Source organism: Rhodoferax sp. GW821-FHT07G04 (assembly GCF_059418585.1).
This window is the reverse complement of record NZ_JBWKQD010000003.1, coordinates 82,920-98,033: the sequence shown is the minus strand read 5'-3', so window position 1 is coordinate 98,033 and position 15,114 is coordinate 82,920. Positions and strand designations below refer to the sequence as shown.

Sequence of the window (15,114 nt, the reverse complement as noted above, 5' to 3'; positions counted from 1 at the left end):
GATCCCACGCGGCAAGATTAAGACGAAGTAAACACGCCGCTCAGCAACTCGGGCAGGCGCGCCGTGCCCATCTTGAAGCCGCAGGCCTGGGCGTGGCCACCACCGCCCATGCTGCGTGCCAGCGCAATGCAGTCAAAGTTGCGCTGCGAACGCAGCCCGGCCTTGATCACTCCTTCTTTGGACACGCACCACAGCAGGGCAAAGCTACCGCTCTTGCGCGACAGCATGTCCCCCACCACGCTGTGGAAGACACCCGGTGCGTTGACCATCAGCCCGTTCTGGCCGTTGAAGCAAATCGGCTGTGCGCCCTCGGCAATATCGGCAGCCAGCTTGTTGAACTTGTCGTCCATGGCCTGGCCCCGCGCCATGAAGGCCGCCACCTGCTCCGCATCAAAAGCCGCTATGGCCGCCCAATGGGCAAAGTCAAAAGGTTCCATGTCCAATGCCGCCAGGAAGCCGGGGCTTTCGGGGTATTGCCAGGTCCAGATATCGCGGTCTTCGATGTAGCGCACCAGGTCGGGTAACGGCGTCTTGGGTTGGAAGAACTCCCAGGCCAGGCGTGAGCCGGATTTGTCCATGTCGAAATGCACGACGCCACAGCGGCAGGCAAAACCTGTCAGTTGCTCGGCGGCGCTCTTGTGGTGGTCCAGCAGAACCAGCTTGGCCGCCTGCTCTTCGATGCCACGCAGAATGTCGGCAGAGAAAGAAAAGTCCAGGATGTAAACCGCGCGGCCGTGTAGCGCGGGCAGGTCGTCCAAAGAGCGGACGTTGCCATGGTCCAGACCCAGAAACTCGGCCTTGCCTTCGTAGAACAGCCATGCGGCCAGAGCAGACGCAAAACCGTCCGGGCAACTGTGACCGTGGTAGATGACCAGCGGGTCCGGGTCGTTGCGGTCCGGGGCGAATAGCAGTTGCAGCGGCAGTATGGTTTTCATGGACCGCAGATTGTCACCGAGGACCGGCCCTGCTTTGCTTACGGCGCGTGTTTGTCGACCTTGGCGAATGGATCGGCATCGGGGTCTATCTCGGCATGGGCTTCGGCAGGGAAATGGCTGGGCACGGTATCGCAGAATTGACCATGCATGATCTGGCTGTCCTGCTCCAGCACGGAGTCTTCCCACATCGCCCAGTCCGAATCTTCATTGCCTTCTGTCACCTGGGGCAGGGGCAAGGGCTCGCGCACATCCAGTGCGGGATTGCGCGACGGTTTTTTTGCCAGGGGCCGCGCCCGTGTCTGTGCAGGCTCATGCCCATGGTCGGAGCGTTTGAAGAAGCTGAACATGCCGGCACCTCCAGAGATCGGTCAGGCGGCATCGCTGCACGCTGTCGCCCAATTCTCCGCCGATTGGGCAAAAAATCAATGCCTTCCCGGCACGTCGGTCGCCGGGGACAGCAACACCCGTGTGAGCTTAAATTGCTATATTTTTTGCAGCTACTCAGATAAAGCTGGCGAGGGCTATCGGCCAATTTTACGAATGGCGGACGGCAGCAACGACCTCATTGGCCGTGCGAAAGGCCTCCACGGCCGCTGGCACACCGCAGTAGATGGTGGCGTGCAACAGCACCTCCTGGATCTCCTGCACGCTGGCGCCATTGTTCAGTGCACCGCGCACATGGCCTTTGAGTTCGTTCTGCTTGCCCAGAGCCGTCAGCATGGCGACGGTGACCAGGCTGCGGGTCTTCAAGTCCAGCCCTGGGCGCTGCCACACATCCCCCCAGGCGGCCCGGGTGATGTGCTCCTGGATGGGCTGGGTAAAGGGCGTGGCATTGGCAAACGCGGCCGCCACAAAGTCCTCGCCCATGACGGCCTTGCGGGTAGCAAGGCCCTGGTCATAGGCATTGGACGCGGGTGGTGACGCGGCGGGGCCGGAAAGAGATGGTGGCATGGGGTACTCCTGTGAAGATTCCCATGTTATCCAGCGCCACCATCATTGGGAGCACGCAATGCCAACTGCGCTTCTTCATTGCGTCACATGTCAAACCGATCCAGGTTCATCACCTTGGTCCAGGCCGCTACGAAATCCTGGACCAGTTTTTCCTTGCCATCTGCACCGGCATAGACCTCCGCGTAGGCGCGCAGCACCGAGTTGGAGCCGAAGATCAAATCGTTGCGGGTGCCCGTGTACTTCACGGCGCCGGTCTTGCGGTCCCGGCCCTCGAACAGCTCAGCCTCTGCATCCACCGCCTTCCACTCCGTGGCCATGTCCAGCAGGTTGACAAAAAAGTCGTTGCTGAGCACGCCCACTTGTTGCGTGAACACGCCGTGCGGGCTGCCATCCGCATTGGCGCCCAGCACGCGCAGGCCACCGACCAGCGCGGTCAGTTCGGGGGCGGTCAGGGTCAGCAATTGGGCCTTGTCGATCAGCAAGGCTTCCGTGGTCGCGCTGACCTTGCCCTTCTTCTTGTAATTGCGCAAGCCATCGGCCAGCGGCTCCAGCACGGCAAAAGATTCGACATCGGTCTGTGCCTGTGTGGCATCAACGCGGCCCGCAGCAAACGGCACCGCGACCACGACGCCCGCTGCCTTGGCGGCCTGCTCCACACCCACCACACCGGCCAGCACGATCACATCAGCCAACGATACCTTGCCGGATGCCTTCTGCACCTCCTGCAGCTTGGCCAATGCTTGGACCGCAATCTTGTTGACCTCCCAATCCTTCTGTGGAACCAGGGCCAGCCGCGCACCATTGGCACCGCCGCGCTTGTCACCACCGCGGAAGGTGGAGGCCGAGGCCCAGGCCACCGAGACCAAATCGCCCACGGACAGACCCGATGCGGCGATCCTGGCCTTGATATCTGCAATGTCTGCGGCTGTCGGCTGGTGCGTGGCAGCCGGCAGTGGGTCTTGCCAGATCAAATCTTCCTTCGGCACCTCGGGGCCGAGGTAACGCGCCTTGGGACCCATGTCGCGGTGGGTCAGCTTGAACCAGGCGCGGGCAAAGGCCTCGGCAAAAGATTGCGGGTCTTCGTGGAATTTTTTGGAAATCTTGCCGAACGCGGGGTCAAAGCGCAGCGTCAGGTCGGTGGTCAGCATTGTGGGCTTGTGCTTCAAGCCAGGCACATGGGCGTCGGGGATGATGTCCGGCGCGTTCTTGGCCACCCACTGCTTGGCGCCGGCTGGCGAACGAGTCAGCTCCCACTCGTACTGGAACAAATTTTCAAAGAAGTTGTTGCTCCACTGCGCGGGTGTCGTGGTCCAGGTTACTTCCAGGCCGCTGGAGACCGTGTCCTTGCCATGGCCTTGCCCAAAGCTGCTGTTCCACCCCAAGCCTTGCGCTTCGATAACCGCACCTTCAGGCTCAGCGCCTTTGTGAGATTCGGGCGCGGCACCATGGGCCTTGCCAAAGGTGTGGCCGCCGGCGATCAGGGCGACGATTTCTTCGTCGTCCATGGCCATGCGGTAGAACGTGGCGCGGATGTCCTTGGCGGCAGCCAGGTAGTCGCCGCTGGCGTTGGGGCCTTCGGGGTTGACGTAGATCAGGCCCATGTGGGTGGCGCCCAGGCCGTTGACCAGCTCGCGGTCGCCTTCGAAACGTTTGTCATCCGCCAACCATTTGGTTTCGGCGCCCCAGCTGACGTCCATGTCGGGTTCCCACACATCCTCGCGGCCACCGGCAAAGCCGAAGGTGCGAAAGCCCATGGATTCCAGCGCCACATTGCCGGCCAGTATGAACAAATCGGCCCAGGAAATTTTTTGGCCATATTTCTGCTTGATGGGCCACAGCAGGCGGCGCGACTTGTCGATGTTGACGTTGTCGGGCCAGGAGTTCAGCGGCGCAAAACGCTGCTGACCACGCCCGCCGCCACCACGGCCATCGGTAGTGCGGTAGGTGCCGGCGCTGTGCCAGGCCATGCGCACCATCTGCGGACCGTAGTGGCCAAAATCGGCCGGCCACCAGTCTTGTGAGTCGGTCATCAGCTGGACCAGGTCGGCTTTCAGCGCGGTGTAGTCCAGCGACTGGAAGGCCTCGGCGTAGCTGAAGGTTTCGCCCAGCGGGTTGGACTTGTTGGAATGCTGGTTCAGCAGGTCCACGCGCAACTGGTTCGGCCACCAGTCCTTGTTCGTGGTGCCGGCGCCGCTGGCGTGGTGGAAGGGGCATTTGGCTTCGGTTGTCATGGTCATCTCCTTAGGTAGCTTGCAATTACGTGTGCTGGCCAGTTTAGGTTTGCAATCTCTATCGAACAAGTAGGTTTTATTAATTTAATCTATAGTGATACCCAATGAGGGTGCTCGCGCCCAAGCCATCGGGTCATCTAGCAAACATGGTGCTTGCCCCTTGTGACACTGGCGTGGCCTATGATTCCTCGGTCATAACAACAACCAAGCCACGCGCTGTGGCCAGAGGAGATACCCGCCATGACCAATACCCCCCGCTACCCCCTGCCCGACCTCAACACCCTGCCCGAAGACATACGCGCCAAGATTCTGGAGGTGCAGGAAAAATCCGGCTTTGTGCCCAATGTGTTCCTGGCCTTTGCGCGCCGGCCGGCCGAGTGGCGAGCTTTCTTTGCCTACCACGACGCGCTGATGTTGCGCGCCGAGAGCAGACTGACCAAGGGTGAACGCGAGATGATCATCACAACCACCAGCGCGGCCAACCACTGCCTGTACTGCGTGGTGGCCCATGGCGCGATCCTGCGCATCTACGAGAAAAAGCCGCTGGTGGCCGACCAGGTGGCGACCAACTACCGCAAGGCCGACATCACGCCGCGCCAGCGCGCCATGCTGGACTTTGCAATGAAGGTCTGCATGCACTCTGACACTGTGGAGGACGCCGACTTCGCAGCACTGCATGCCCACGGTTTTGATGACGAGGACATCTGGGACATTGCCGGCATCACCGCCTTCTTTGGCCTGTCCAACCGCATGGCCAATGTGACCAGCATGATGCCCAACCCCGAGTTCTATCTGCTGGGCCGCGTGCCCAAGCAAAAGTAACCCGAGGGCACGACCCCAGCGCTGTCGTAGTCGCGACATTCATCAGACCGATCAGTCTAGACCGATCGGTCTGATGACACTACACTGCATGGCAACCACACCACCGCCATGCAGCACAACCTCCTTGCCTCCACCCCAGCACAAGCACCCGACAACCGCGAACGCCTGTTGCAGGCCGCTCTGCTGCTGTTCAGAAGTAATGGATACCACGGCGTGGGTGTCAGCGACATACTGAAGAGCGCTGCCCTGCCCAAGGGCAGCCTGTACCACCACTTCCCCGGCGGCAAGGACCAGATTGCGGTGGAAGTCATCAGCCGGGTGGCGGACAGCGCCATTGCCTTGATCGAGCACGCGCAAGCGCCCACCACGGCCGCACGTGTGCGCAAGGTGGGTGCGCAAATCCAGACCTGGATGACCCGCACCGGCGACGGCACGCTGGCCTTGTTGGCGTCATTCGCAGCGGGCGGCGATACCCGGCCCGTGGTGCGCGTGGCCGTGGCCGATGCCTACACACGCCTGGCGCAAACCCTGTGCTCCCACCTGCAGGCGGATGGCTTGCCCAAGCCCGTCGCCAAGGACCGCGCCTTTCTGGTGCTGGCCCTGCTCGAAGGCGGTGGTTTGACCAGCCTGGCCTGCCAGCAGACACGGTTGTTTTCACAAGCGACGGAGCATGCGGCGCTGGTCTGTGAATTGCCGGCGCCGATCAAGCCTGCCAAGCCCGCAAAAACCGTCAAGGCCAGCAAGGCCAAGACCCTGTAACCGACACCCAAAAGGTACTTCCATGCTGATACAGTCCCGCGATTTCACCGCCGCCCAGCTTGCGCGCTTCACCGCGCTGCAAACCGAGGTCTACGCCACACTGGTGGAGCTCAGCCACACGCTGGCGCCGGGCCAGACCGAGCGCGAAGTGGCGCAACGCATCCACAAGGCCTTCAAGGCCCGCTTCCAGCTGGACAGCTACTTCCATGTACCCGTCGCACTGTTTGGCGAGCGCACCGGCTACCCGGGCGACTTTGGCCAACTCGAAGCCTTGCCGACCCAGCGCGTGTTGCAGGCCGGGGAACCCGCCATCCTGGATGCGGCACCCGTCATCGAGGGCTACACCATAGACTGCTCCTACGCGGTGCCACCCAAGGCCAAAGGTGCGGCGCTGCGCGCCTTCAAGGATGGCGATATGTTGTTGCAGCAGATGCGCAAGCTGATCCTGCAGCGCGCCGGGGAGCGGGCCAATATGCGCGACATCGCGCGCGAGGTGGACGCCGCCATCGTCGCGGCCGGCTTCGAAAATTGCCACCGCAAACACATCGGCAAGGTGCTGGGCCACCGCATCACCTACGTGCCGGGCGGCCGCATCGCGCGGCGCACCGCGCTGTGGGGACTGAATGCGGTAGCAGGCGTCTGGTTCTTTGCGACCAGCGCGCAGTCTTCCCGCGGCAAGGCCGAGGCCACGCCCAACTGGAACCACACGCGCCAGAGCGACACGGTGATACAGCCCGGGCTGTGGGCGGTCGAGCCCCATGTGGCACGCGACGGCGTAGGGCTCAAGTTCGAAGAAATGCTGCTGGTCACGGATACCGAAGTGCGCTACCTCAACGACAACCTGCCCCATGCGCAACGCTGGCGCAAAGGCGCCAGGGCAACCGCCGCAAGATGACATTCATAAAATACGCCGCCAGCCCTTGTCGATACTGATCATTGCGCTACCAAAACAGTAGCAATGAATTGCAACCCGACATCCACCATACCGACCTCCATGGCCACGCTGTGCTGAAAGGCCGGCTAGCCCGTCTCAGCAACCCTGCGCACGCGCCGACTTTTCGAGGCTATAGCGCCGCTGCTTCAGAGACTCCATGGTTTGGATACTGCCACCCTGTCGCTCCTGGTTGCGAATGGATTCCTGCTGCTGTTTGAAGTAGTCGCAACTGTTGTACCCAGATCCGGTGCCGCCTTTGGACGCGCTGCTACCCTGCGCCGATTCGCCGTTCCCCATGGGGCGTGCATCAGGTGTGTAAGCACCACCTTGGGAACCGAAGGGGAGAACTGACGGCCCCGCGAGGTCCCGGTCCCGCTGGCATTTGGCCTGGATGGCGTCACGTATCTGGGGCGCGCTGCCGCGCAGGGCATAGACCTCGGCGATCAATTGCCGCTGCTGGTCGTTCTGAGCCAGCCGACTCAAGTCATCGGCTGTCTTGCCGCTTTCCCGCGACCACACGATCTGCTGCGCGTCTGTCCCGCGCTTGATGCAATAAGGGTCTGCCGCCTGCGCGAGCGCTGGAGCCGACGCCGTTTCGCCCGCGCTGGAGCGCATCACCTTTTCAGGTGCTCCTGCCGCGCAGGGCTTGTCTTGGTAGACACTGCCGCAGCGGTACATGTGTTGGGCATAGACACCGGAAGAGCCCGCGCAGAGCACGGCAAACGCCCAGAACATGGCGGCTGATTTCATAGGTTTGCTCCCTTGGCGTGTATTTGCGTGAATATTGGTCGGCTGAACTATAGCCCCAGGATTGCCAGGGTAGACGCCGCATGTTTCTACAATCTTGTTATGGCCATCCCGCAAACCTTCATCCAGGAACTCATCGCCCGCGCCGATGTGGTGGAGATCGTGGGCCGCTATGTGCAGCTCAAGAAGGGGGGCGCCAATTTCATGGGCCTGTGCCCCTTCCACGGGGAGAAATCACCGTCCTTCTCGGTCAGCCCGGCCAAGCAGTTCTACCATTGCTTTGGCTGTGGCAAGAATGGCAATGCCATCAGCTTCTTGATGGACCATGCCGGCATGACCTTCATCGAAGCGGTGAAGGACCTGGCCCAGCAATACGGCATGCAGATCCCCGAAGATGAGGCCTCACCCGAAGACCGTGCCCGCGCCCAGGAACAAAAGCAAAAGCAAAACACACTGACCGATGTATTGGAGAAGGCTGGTGAGGCCTACCGCCGCGCACTGAAGGATTCGCCACGCGCCATCGCCTATTTCAAGGGCCGGGGCCTTTCGGGTGGCATCGCCAAGCAGTTTGGGCTGGGTTATGCGCCCGAAGGCTGGCGCAGTCTGGCAAGTGTCTTCCCACACTACGACGATCCACTGCTGGTGGAAAGCGGCTTGGTCATCAGCAACACCGAAGAAGGCGGCAACGAAGAAAAGCGCTACGACCGCTTCCGCGACCGGGTCATGTTCCCCATCCGCAATATCAAGGGCGAATGCATAGGCTTTGGCGGGCGGGTTCTGGGTGATGACAAGCCCAAATACCTGAACTCCCCCGAAACGCAGGTCTTCAGCAAGGGGCGCGAACTCTACGGCCTGTTCGAGGCACGCAATGCCTTGCGCGAACATGGCTATGTGCTGGTCACCGAAGGCTATATGGATGTCGTGGCGCTGGCGCAGTTGGGCTTTCCCAATGCCGTGGCCACACTGGGCACAGCCTGCACGGCCGACCACGTGCACAAGCTGTTCCGCTTCACCGATGCGGTCGTGTTCAGTTTCGACGGCGACGCTGCGGGCCGCCGCGCCGCGCGCAAGGCGCTGGACGCCGCCCTGCCCTATGCCACGGACGTGCGCAGCATCAAATTTTTGTTCCTGCCCGAAGAGCATGACCCCGATAGCTATATCCGCGCCCATGGCCAACCAGCCTTCGCCCAATGCGTGAGCGATGCCACACCGCTGAGCCGCTTTCTGCTGGAGGCGGCGCGTGAGGGTTGCGATCTGCAAACGGCCGAGGGCCGCGCCCATATGTCCAGCAATGCCAAGCCGCTGTGGAGCCTGCTGCCCGATGGCGCGTTGAAGCTGCAATTGCTCAGTGAGATCGCCGCCCAGGTGCAGTTGCCCAGCGCAGAGCTGGGCACGTTGTGGGCGACCCAGACCGGCGGCAAGACACAAGCCCCGGCAGCCAAACGTTCCTCAAGCAGCGACTGGCAACCCGATGACGATTACGCGCATGCCCCCGATACCGAGCACAGCTGGAGCCACCCGCTGGATGGTGCAGACCCCGATGCCTGGAAGAGCAAGCGCAAATGGGAAGGCAAGGGGGGCGACTGGAAGGCCAAGGGCAAGTGGCAGGGCAAGGGTAAGTGGGAGCGTGACCGCCCCTTTCGCCCGCCGCTGCGCGGACCGCTGGCCACCCGCGCCGATCATGCAGCGCGGATTTTGCTGGCCCATAGCGAACTCTGGGAAACCCTGACCAACGAAGACCACGCCCTGCTGTGCGATCTGCCCGCACCCCATGGCCCGCTGATCGCCTGGCTGGAGGCCCAACTGCACGAACACGGGGCGCTGGCCTGGGGTGCTTTGCGCGACGAATTGCAGGGCCAAGCCAGTGAAGAGCTGGCGCTGCGCCTGATGTCGGACCCGGCCGTGGCAAACCGGGCGACGGAGGGAGCGGACGACACCGGTGTGGAATTGCGCGATCTGCTCAACCGCATGCTGATTGACCGCATCATGGAGCAGGAGAAGCTGGCCATCGCCGCCGCCAGCAGCGACCCTGCCGCCTTGACCCGCTACCGCGATCTGCAGGCGCGCCGCAAGCAACTGGAACTGGCAACGCGGCCCGCAGCCTAGTCCAAGGCAGCTCGGTTCAAGTTAAGGCTGCGGCTGCCTTATACCCTTGATTTGCAGAAAATCGACAATATTATTGAAAAACAAGCCGCATTCAGGCTATACTACTTGGTTGTTTCGGCAAGAGCGACAGCAGCACCTCCGGGCCAGGCCAAGCGTTGACAAGAGCACAACCGGCCACCTTACCGCAAGGACTGCATTCCAAATGTTCGCCCTCCCATCTTGCCCCTAGGGAATTCTTTTTCCTGCCATGCCAACTGCGCCCGCTCCACCAGCGGTGTAGACGGCGCCCGATCTGTTCGCCCGTTTTTTTGATGTACTGAGGTTCTCGCATGCCCGCTCAAAAATCTGTCAAAGCTGTTCAGTCTCCGTCCAAGTCCGATAAGAAAGCCAAGCCCGTGCCCGCTGCATCCAAGCCCCCAGTTCCCAAATCGAAGGCCCAGCTCTTGAAAGAATCTGCCGACGCGCTGCTCAATGCCGGCGCGGCTGCGAAGAAGAAACCCGGCCGCCCACCCAAGGCCGCGTCCGCCGAGTCCGAAGCGCCTCCCAAGACCGGCGCCAAGCGCGGTCGCAAACCCAAGGCAGCGGCAGCGGAGTCCTCCGGCGACGACATGGACATGTCCGACATTGAGGCCGATCTGGTTGGCGAACCGGAAGCCGCTGCTGCCTCCGGCGAAAAGGTCAAACCCCTTCGGATGAAGATCAGCAAGGCGAAGGAACGCGCCTTGATGAAGGAATTTGGTCTGGATGAGACCGTGCTGTCCGAAGAAGACATCGCCAAGCGCCGCCAGCGCCTGAAAGCCCTGATCACACTGGGCAAGACCCGTGGCTACCTGACCCACGGCGAAATTTCCGACCACTTGCCCGACAAGCTGGTCGATGCCGAAACACTGGAAGTCGTGATCTCCATGTTGAACGACATGGGCGTGGCGGTGTACGAACAGACACCAGATGCCGAGACACTGCTGCTGAACAACAATGTGTCCACCGCGGCCACACCGGAAGAGGCCGAAGAAGAGGCCGAAGCCGCCCTGTCCACCGTGGACAGCGAGTTCGGCCGCACCACCGACCCCGTGCGGATGTACATGCGCGAAATGGGCACGGTCGAACTGCTGACCCGCGAAGGCGAAATTGAAATCGCCAAGCGCATCGAAGGCGGTTTGATGGCCATGATGGAAGCGATCAGTGCATCGCCCGCCACCATTGCCGAAATCCTGCGCCTGGGTGAAGAAATCCGCGAAGGTAAGGTTGTCATCACCACCATCGTCGACGGCTTCTCCAACCCCAATGAGGCTGACGACTACGTGGCCGAAGAAGATTTTGACGAGTTCGATGCCGACGACGACGACGACGGCAAGGGCGGCTCCAAGGCACTGACCAAGAAACTCGAAGAACTCAAGGGTGAAGCGCTCAAGCGCTTCGACCGTCTGCGTGAGCTGTTCGAAAAGGTGCACAAGGTCTACGACAAGGAAGGCTACGGTACGCCGCACTACTTGACGGCCCAAAAGGGCCTGAGCGAAGAGCTGATGTCGATCCGTTTCACCGCCAAGGCGATCGAGAAGCTGTGCGATATGGTGCGCGGCCAGGTCGATGACATCCGCAAGAAAGAGCGCGAACTGCGCCGCATCATTGTCGATAAATGCGGCTACCCCCAAGAGCAATTCATTGCTGATTTCAGCGGCCGCGACAAGAATGGCAACCGCGTTGCCAGCCAGTTGCTGAACCTGAAGTGGATCGAGAAGCAGGCCGCCGCCGGCAAAACTTGGAGCGCCGTCATGGGCCGCAACATCCCGCCGGTGCAGGACTTGCAGCAGAAGCTGACCGACCTGCAGGCCAAGGTCGTGGTGCCGCTGGACGAGCTCAAGGACATCAACAAGCGCATGAACGCCGGCGAGTACGCATCGCGCGCGGCCAAGAAGGAAATGATCGAGGCCAACTTGCGCCTGGTCATCTCCATCGCCAAGAAATACACCAACCGTGGCCTGCAGTTCCTGGACCTGATCCAGGAGGGCAACATCGGTTTGATGAAGGCCGTGGACAAGTTCGAATACCGCCGCGGCTACAAGTTCTCGACCTATGCCACCTGGTGGATTCGCCAGGCCATCACCCGCTCCATCGCGGACCAGGCGCGCACCATCCGTATCCCGGTGCACATGATCGAAACCATCAACAAGATGAACCGCATCAGCCGCCAGCATTTGCAGGAGTTCGGCTTTGAGCCCGACGCATCGGTCCTGGCCGAGCGCATGGAAATCCCCGAGGACAAGATCCGCAAGATCATGAAGATCGCCAAAGAGCCGATCTCGATGGAAACACCGATCGGTGACGATGACGACAGCCACCTGGGTGACTTCATCGAAGACGCGGCCAACACCGCGCCCATGGAAGCCGCCATGCAGGCCGGTCTGCGCGATGTGGTCAAGGACATCCTGGACAGCCTGACACCGCGCGAAGCCAAGGTGCTGCGCATGCGCTTCGGCATCGAGATGACATCCGACCACACGCTGGAGGAAGTGGGCAAGCAGTTTGACGTGACCCGTGAACGCATCCGCCAGATCGAAGCCAAGGCGCTGCGCAAGTTGAAGCACCCCAGCCGCTCGGACAAGCTGCGGAGCTTCACGGACAACCTCTAAGCCTGTGACTCCCTACAAGCTGGCAGGGGTCATGGGTTGGCCGGTGGCGCACTCGCGCTCTCCGGTCATCCACAACCACTGGATCGCTGAGCACGGCCTGCGTGGCAGCTATGTATTGCTGCCGGTGCAACCCGACCGCATCGAGACCGCACTGCGTGCCCTGCCTGTTCTGGGTTTTGCTGGCTGCAATCTGACGATTCCGCACAAAGTTACCGCCCTTGCGGTGGTCGACCGTGTCGACCCTCTAGCCCAGCGTATTGGCGCCGTCAACACCATCGTGGTGGAAGCAGACGGTTCGCTGACTGGCCGCAATACCGATGGCTTCGGCTACATCCAGAGCCTGCGCGATGTGCAAGCCGACTGGCGCGCCGACACCGGGCCTGCGGTCGTCCTGGGGGCCGGTGGGGCTGCACGCGCAGTGATTGTTGGCCTGATGGACAGCGGCGCCACCGAAATCCGCCTCACCAACCGGAGTTGGGCCAAAGCCCACGACATGGCGCAAGAGTTTGGCGCCCCGGTGAAAGCCATCCCCTGGGAAGACCGGCACGAAGCCCTGGCGAATGCAGCCTTGGTGGTCAACACCACCAACCAGGGCATGCACGGCGAGCCGGCCCTTGACCTGCGCCTGGACCATTTGCCGGCAAACGCCTTGGTCTCGGACATCATTTATGTGCCGCTGGAAACCCCCTTGCTGGCCGCCGCGCGGCTACGGGGCCACGTCACCGTGAACGGTTTAGGTATGTTGCTCAACCAGGCCCGCCCGGCATTTGCCGCCTGGTTTGGTGTTCAGCCCGAGATCACCCCTGCCCTCCTGGCCAAGGTGCAGGCGACGTTTTAAGTCCCCTCGTCAGACCGTGGGTTTGGCAGCGCGCTCCTGCACAAAGTTGAATGCAAACTGCAGGACTTCTTCGAGGGACAGCTCGATGGCGTGGCGTTCCTGCTCGGTCAGGTAGAACATCAAGTCCACGTCATGGCGCACGTAGCGCGCCGGCAGGCGGTTCAGGGCCACGCAGGCGACATCGCCCAGCATATCCGGCGTAAAGTCCTGGTGTTGCTCTGAGCGACGAGCCACTTCTTCAAAAACAAGACGCTCGTAGTAGTTGTGAACCTGCTCAAAATTAAACACCATGGAAATCTCTCCAAAAGGCTGGGCTAGACAAACGGCTCTGGACGCAACCTTAGCATCTCCGTCAAGCGCTGACAAGCGACCCAATACCGAGTCAATAGCTATGAAACTTGTAGCATCCTAAAAACTGCGATATAGTTTCACCTGATTAAACAGGCCGGGCCAAAAGTTGCAGTGGCGGCCATCGTGGCCAAGCAATTGGTCGGCCGAGAACCCGTGTCAAGGAGAGGTAAGTTAATGAGTGCTAAAGAATCGGCCGCCATCGGTCAATTGCTGAGTCTGCTGGAGTCTCGCTACGCCATGCGCGTGCTGTGGGCCCTGCGTGACGGCCATGCACAGACATTCCGCCTGCTGCAAGACAGTGTGGGCGGCATCACCCCCAATACATTGAACACCCGTATCAAGGAACTGCGAGAAGCGGGCCTGATGACCCACGGCAGCGATGGCTACGCCGTGACCAATCTGGGCGCCGACTTGCTCAAACGTCTGGGCGATTTGCAAGCCTTCGCTGGCAAGTGGTCCAGCAGCCAGGCCAAGAAATCGGCCTGAGCCTTCTGCGCTTCGGGGCACAGCCCCTGGACAAAAAAACAGGCATAGCCTGTTTTTTTTCGTCTGCGGCATAATTCAAGGCTTTGCCAAAATGGATGTTTGGGGTCGGGCCTACCCGCTGACCCTCTCCATTTGCGTTGCAACGCACCCACTTCTCACCAAAGGAACTCTCATGATCACAACCGCTAGCGGCCTGCAATACCTCGATACCACCGAAGGGTCCGGCGCTGTGGCGTCCAAGGGCCAAAGCGTGACCGTGCATTACACCGGCTGGTTGTACAACAACGGCACCCAAGGTGCCAAGTTCGACTCCAGCAAAGACCGCAACGACCCCTTTGTTTTCCAACTGGGTGCGGGCATGGTCATCCGCGGCTGGGATGAGGGTGTCGCCGGTATGAAAGTGGGTGGTGCCCGCACGCTGATCATCCCCGCTGACCTGGGCTATGGCGCCCGAGGCGCCGGTGGCGTCATACCCCCCAATGCCACGCTGAAATTCGACGTGGAATTGCTGGGCACCTCGGCCTAAGCCGCCCCAGCCCCAGGCAGGAAGAGGGCCTGGTGCCCTCTTGAACTGCGCCAGAACACCTATACATAGGCTGAATCCTAGAACCGATCGTCAAACTTCCTTTTCACTTGCATGTCTGACCAGCCCTTTACTCCCCCAACCCAGCCGTCCGAGGCCGGCGCCCCCGGCAACGAGGATCTGTCCGCAACCCAGACCGTACCCGAGCCTGACATCCTGGCCCAAGTGCAGGCGGAGTTGGCGACCCTGCAAGCGAAGACCGGTGACCTGGCGGACCAATACCTGCGCGCCAAGGCCGACGCGGAAAACTCCCGCCGCCGTGCCGAAGACGAGATCTCCAAGGCCCGCAAGTTTGCAGTCGAAAGCTTTGCCGAAAGCCTGCTGCCCGTGGCCGACAGCCTGGAAGCCGGCCTGATCATCAAGGACGCCACCGCCGAGCAAATCCGCGAAGGCGCACAAGCCACACTGCGCCAGCTGATCGCCGCGTTGGAGCGCAACAAGGTGGTGGCCATCGCCCCCACGGCCGGCGCCAAATTTGATCCCCACCAGCACCAGGCCATCAGCGTCGTGCCCTCCGAGCAAGAGGCCAACACCGTCGTGAGCCTGCTGCAAAAAGGCTATCTGATTGCGGACCGCGTGCTGCGTCCCGCCCTGGTGACCGTGTCGGCGCCCAAGTAAAGCGGCAGACCTCAATTACCACCACTTGAAAATTGCACGATCAACTTCAAGTTAGAAACATCTGGATTTTTAGTCGAATTACTTTGCGGGGCGGCTCCTGAACGTTGCCCCCAACTGATCTTA

The 15,114-nt window shown here is 61.3% G+C and carries 15 protein-coding genes; 9 read left to right on the top strand and 6 right to left on the bottom strand.

What is annotated here, in order from left to right; genetic code table 11:
* Positions 1–17: 17 nt before the first annotated feature.
* The 4 genes from AC07OO_RS17725 to katG all read right to left on the bottom strand — a co-directional run bounded on the left by AC07OO_RS17725 (position 18) and on the right by katG (position 4,117).
* Entirely contained in the window at positions 18–935 is a 918-nt protein-coding gene (locus tag AC07OO_RS17725) for a DHH family phosphoesterase (protein ID WP_495083455.1), read from the bottom strand.
* 38 nt (positions 936–973) lie between these two features.
* The gene (locus AC07OO_RS17720) at positions 974–1,282 is read right to left on the bottom strand and encodes a hypothetical protein (RefSeq protein ID WP_495083454.1); all 309 of its coding nucleotides are present in this window, start codon (positions 1,280–1,282) and stop codon (positions 974–976) included.
* Positions 1,283–1,469: 187 nt separating this feature from the next.
* The gene (locus AC07OO_RS17715; RefSeq protein ID WP_495083453.1) at positions 1,470–1,886 is read right to left on the bottom strand and encodes a carboxymuconolactone decarboxylase family protein; all 417 of its coding nucleotides are present in this window, start codon (positions 1,884–1,886) and stop codon (positions 1,470–1,472) included.
* Positions 1,887–1,969: 83 nt separating this feature from the next.
* Positions 1,970–4,117, bottom strand: a complete 2,148-nt coding sequence (gene katG, locus AC07OO_RS17710) for a catalase/peroxidase HPI (protein ID WP_495083452.1) — start codon at positions 4,115–4,117, stop codon at positions 1,970–1,972.
* Between the two features lie 240 nt (positions 4,118–4,357).
* On the opposite strand from katG, the gene AC07OO_RS17705 reads away from it, so the two are divergent.
* From AC07OO_RS17705 to AC07OO_RS17695, 3 genes are all read left to right on the top strand, one after another.
* Positions 4,358–4,939 carry a peroxidase-related enzyme gene (locus AC07OO_RS17705; RefSeq protein ID WP_495083451.1) on the top strand — a complete coding sequence of 194 codons (582 nt, stop codon included), beginning with the start codon at positions 4,358–4,360 and terminating at the stop codon, positions 4,937–4,939.
* Positions 4,940–5,047: 108 nt separating this feature from the next.
* Positions 5,048–5,698, top strand: a complete 651-nt coding sequence (locus AC07OO_RS17700; protein WP_495083450.1) for a TetR/AcrR family transcriptional regulator — start codon at positions 5,048–5,050, stop codon at positions 5,696–5,698.
* 22 nt (positions 5,699–5,720) lie between these two features.
* Entirely contained in the window at positions 5,721–6,593 is an 873-nt protein-coding gene (locus AC07OO_RS17695) for a M24 family metallopeptidase (RefSeq protein ID WP_495083449.1), read from the top strand.
* A 135-nt stretch (positions 6,594–6,728) separates the two neighbouring features.
* Here the strand turns inward: AC07OO_RS17695 and AC07OO_RS17690 are convergent, their stop codons facing one another.
* Positions 6,729–7,382: a hypothetical protein gene (locus tag AC07OO_RS17690; RefSeq protein WP_495083448.1), complete on the bottom strand. Its 654-nt coding sequence runs from the start codon at positions 7,380–7,382 to the stop codon at positions 6,729–6,731.
* Between the two features lie 99 nt (positions 7,383–7,481).
* Between AC07OO_RS17690 and dnaG the strand changes: the two genes are divergently transcribed.
* The 3 genes from dnaG to AC07OO_RS17675 all read left to right on the top strand — a co-directional run bounded on the left by dnaG (position 7,482) and on the right by AC07OO_RS17675 (position 12,953).
* On the top strand, positions 7,482–9,485 hold the full coding sequence (gene dnaG / locus AC07OO_RS17685; RefSeq protein WP_495083447.1) for a DNA primase: 2,004 nt from the start codon (positions 7,482–7,484) through the stop codon (positions 9,483–9,485).
* Between the two features lie 329 nt (positions 9,486–9,814).
* The gene (gene rpoD, locus AC07OO_RS17680) at positions 9,815–12,115 is read left to right on the top strand and encodes an RNA polymerase sigma factor RpoD (protein WP_495083446.1); all 2,301 of its coding nucleotides are present in this window, start codon (positions 9,815–9,817) and stop codon (positions 12,113–12,115) included.
* Positions 12,116–12,119: 4 nt separating this feature from the next.
* On the top strand, positions 12,120–12,953 hold the full coding sequence (locus AC07OO_RS17675) for a shikimate dehydrogenase (RefSeq protein WP_495083445.1): 834 nt from the start codon (positions 12,120–12,122) through the stop codon (positions 12,951–12,953).
* A gap of 9 nt (positions 12,954–12,962) precedes the next feature.
* Here the strand turns inward: AC07OO_RS17675 and AC07OO_RS17670 are convergent, their stop codons facing one another.
* Entirely contained in the window at positions 12,963–13,244 is a 282-nt protein-coding gene (locus AC07OO_RS17670; protein WP_495083444.1) for a late competence development ComFB family protein, read from the bottom strand.
* A 234-nt stretch (positions 13,245–13,478) separates the two neighbouring features.
* On the opposite strand from AC07OO_RS17670, the gene AC07OO_RS17665 reads away from it, so the two are divergent.
* The 3 genes from AC07OO_RS17665 (at position 13,479) to grpE (ending at position 14,991) form a co-directional block, all read left to right on the top strand.
* On the top strand, positions 13,479–13,790 hold the full coding sequence (locus AC07OO_RS17665) for a winged helix-turn-helix transcriptional regulator (protein WP_495083443.1): 312 nt from the start codon (positions 13,479–13,481) through the stop codon (positions 13,788–13,790).
* A gap of 172 nt (positions 13,791–13,962) precedes the next feature.
* Positions 13,963–14,316 carry an FKBP-type peptidyl-prolyl cis-trans isomerase gene (locus AC07OO_RS17660; RefSeq protein ID WP_495083442.1) on the top strand — a complete coding sequence of 118 codons (354 nt, stop codon included), beginning with the start codon at positions 13,963–13,965 and terminating at the stop codon, positions 14,314–14,316.
* Between the two features lie 111 nt (positions 14,317–14,427).
* On the top strand, positions 14,428–14,991 hold the full coding sequence (gene grpE, locus AC07OO_RS17655; protein ID WP_495083441.1) for a nucleotide exchange factor GrpE: 564 nt from the start codon (positions 14,428–14,430) through the stop codon (positions 14,989–14,991).
* Positions 14,992–15,114 lie beyond the last annotated feature (123 nt).

Excerpts from the sequence above, each read along its gene's own strand:
- rpoD (WP_495083446.1), top strand. The coding sequence starts at position 9,815 with ATGCCCGCTCAAAAATCTGTCAAAGCTGTTCAGTCTCCGTCCAAGTCC.
- AC07OO_RS17720 (WP_495083454.1), bottom strand. The coding sequence starts at position 1,282 with ATGTTCAGCTTCTTCAAACGCTCCGACCATGGGCATGAGCCTGCACAG.
- grpE (WP_495083441.1), top strand. The coding sequence starts at position 14,428 with ATGTCTGACCAGCCCTTTACTCCCCCAACCCAGCCGTCCGAGGCCGGC.
- AC07OO_RS17695 (WP_495083449.1), top strand. The coding sequence starts at position 5,721 with ATGCTGATACAGTCCCGCGATTTCACCGCCGCCCAGCTTGCGCGCTTC.
- dnaG (WP_495083447.1), top strand. The coding sequence starts at position 7,482 with ATGGCCATCCCGCAAACCTTCATCCAGGAACTCATCGCCCGCGCCGAT.
- katG (WP_495083452.1), bottom strand. The coding sequence starts at position 4,117 with ATGACAACCGAAGCCAAATGCCCCTTCCACCACGCCAGCGGCGCCGGC.
- AC07OO_RS17670 (WP_495083444.1), bottom strand. The coding sequence starts at position 13,244 with ATGGTGTTTAATTTTGAGCAGGTTCACAACTACTACGAGCGTCTTGTT.
- AC07OO_RS17725 (WP_495083455.1), bottom strand. The coding sequence starts at position 935 with ATGAAAACCATACTGCCGCTGCAACTGCTATTCGCCCCGGACCGCAAC.
- AC07OO_RS17665 (WP_495083443.1), top strand. The coding sequence starts at position 13,479 with ATGAGTGCTAAAGAATCGGCCGCCATCGGTCAATTGCTGAGTCTGCTG.
- AC07OO_RS17705 (WP_495083451.1), top strand. The coding sequence starts at position 4,358 with ATGACCAATACCCCCCGCTACCCCCTGCCCGACCTCAACACCCTGCCC.
- AC07OO_RS17660 (WP_495083442.1), top strand. The coding sequence starts at position 13,963 with ATGATCACAACCGCTAGCGGCCTGCAATACCTCGATACCACCGAAGGG.
- AC07OO_RS17715 (WP_495083453.1), bottom strand. The coding sequence starts at position 1,886 with ATGCCACCATCTCTTTCCGGCCCCGCCGCGTCACCACCCGCGTCCAAT.
- AC07OO_RS17690 (WP_495083448.1), bottom strand. The coding sequence starts at position 7,382 with ATGAAATCAGCCGCCATGTTCTGGGCGTTTGCCGTGCTCTGCGCGGGC.
- AC07OO_RS17700 (WP_495083450.1), top strand. The coding sequence starts at position 5,048 with ATGCAGCACAACCTCCTTGCCTCCACCCCAGCACAAGCACCCGACAAC.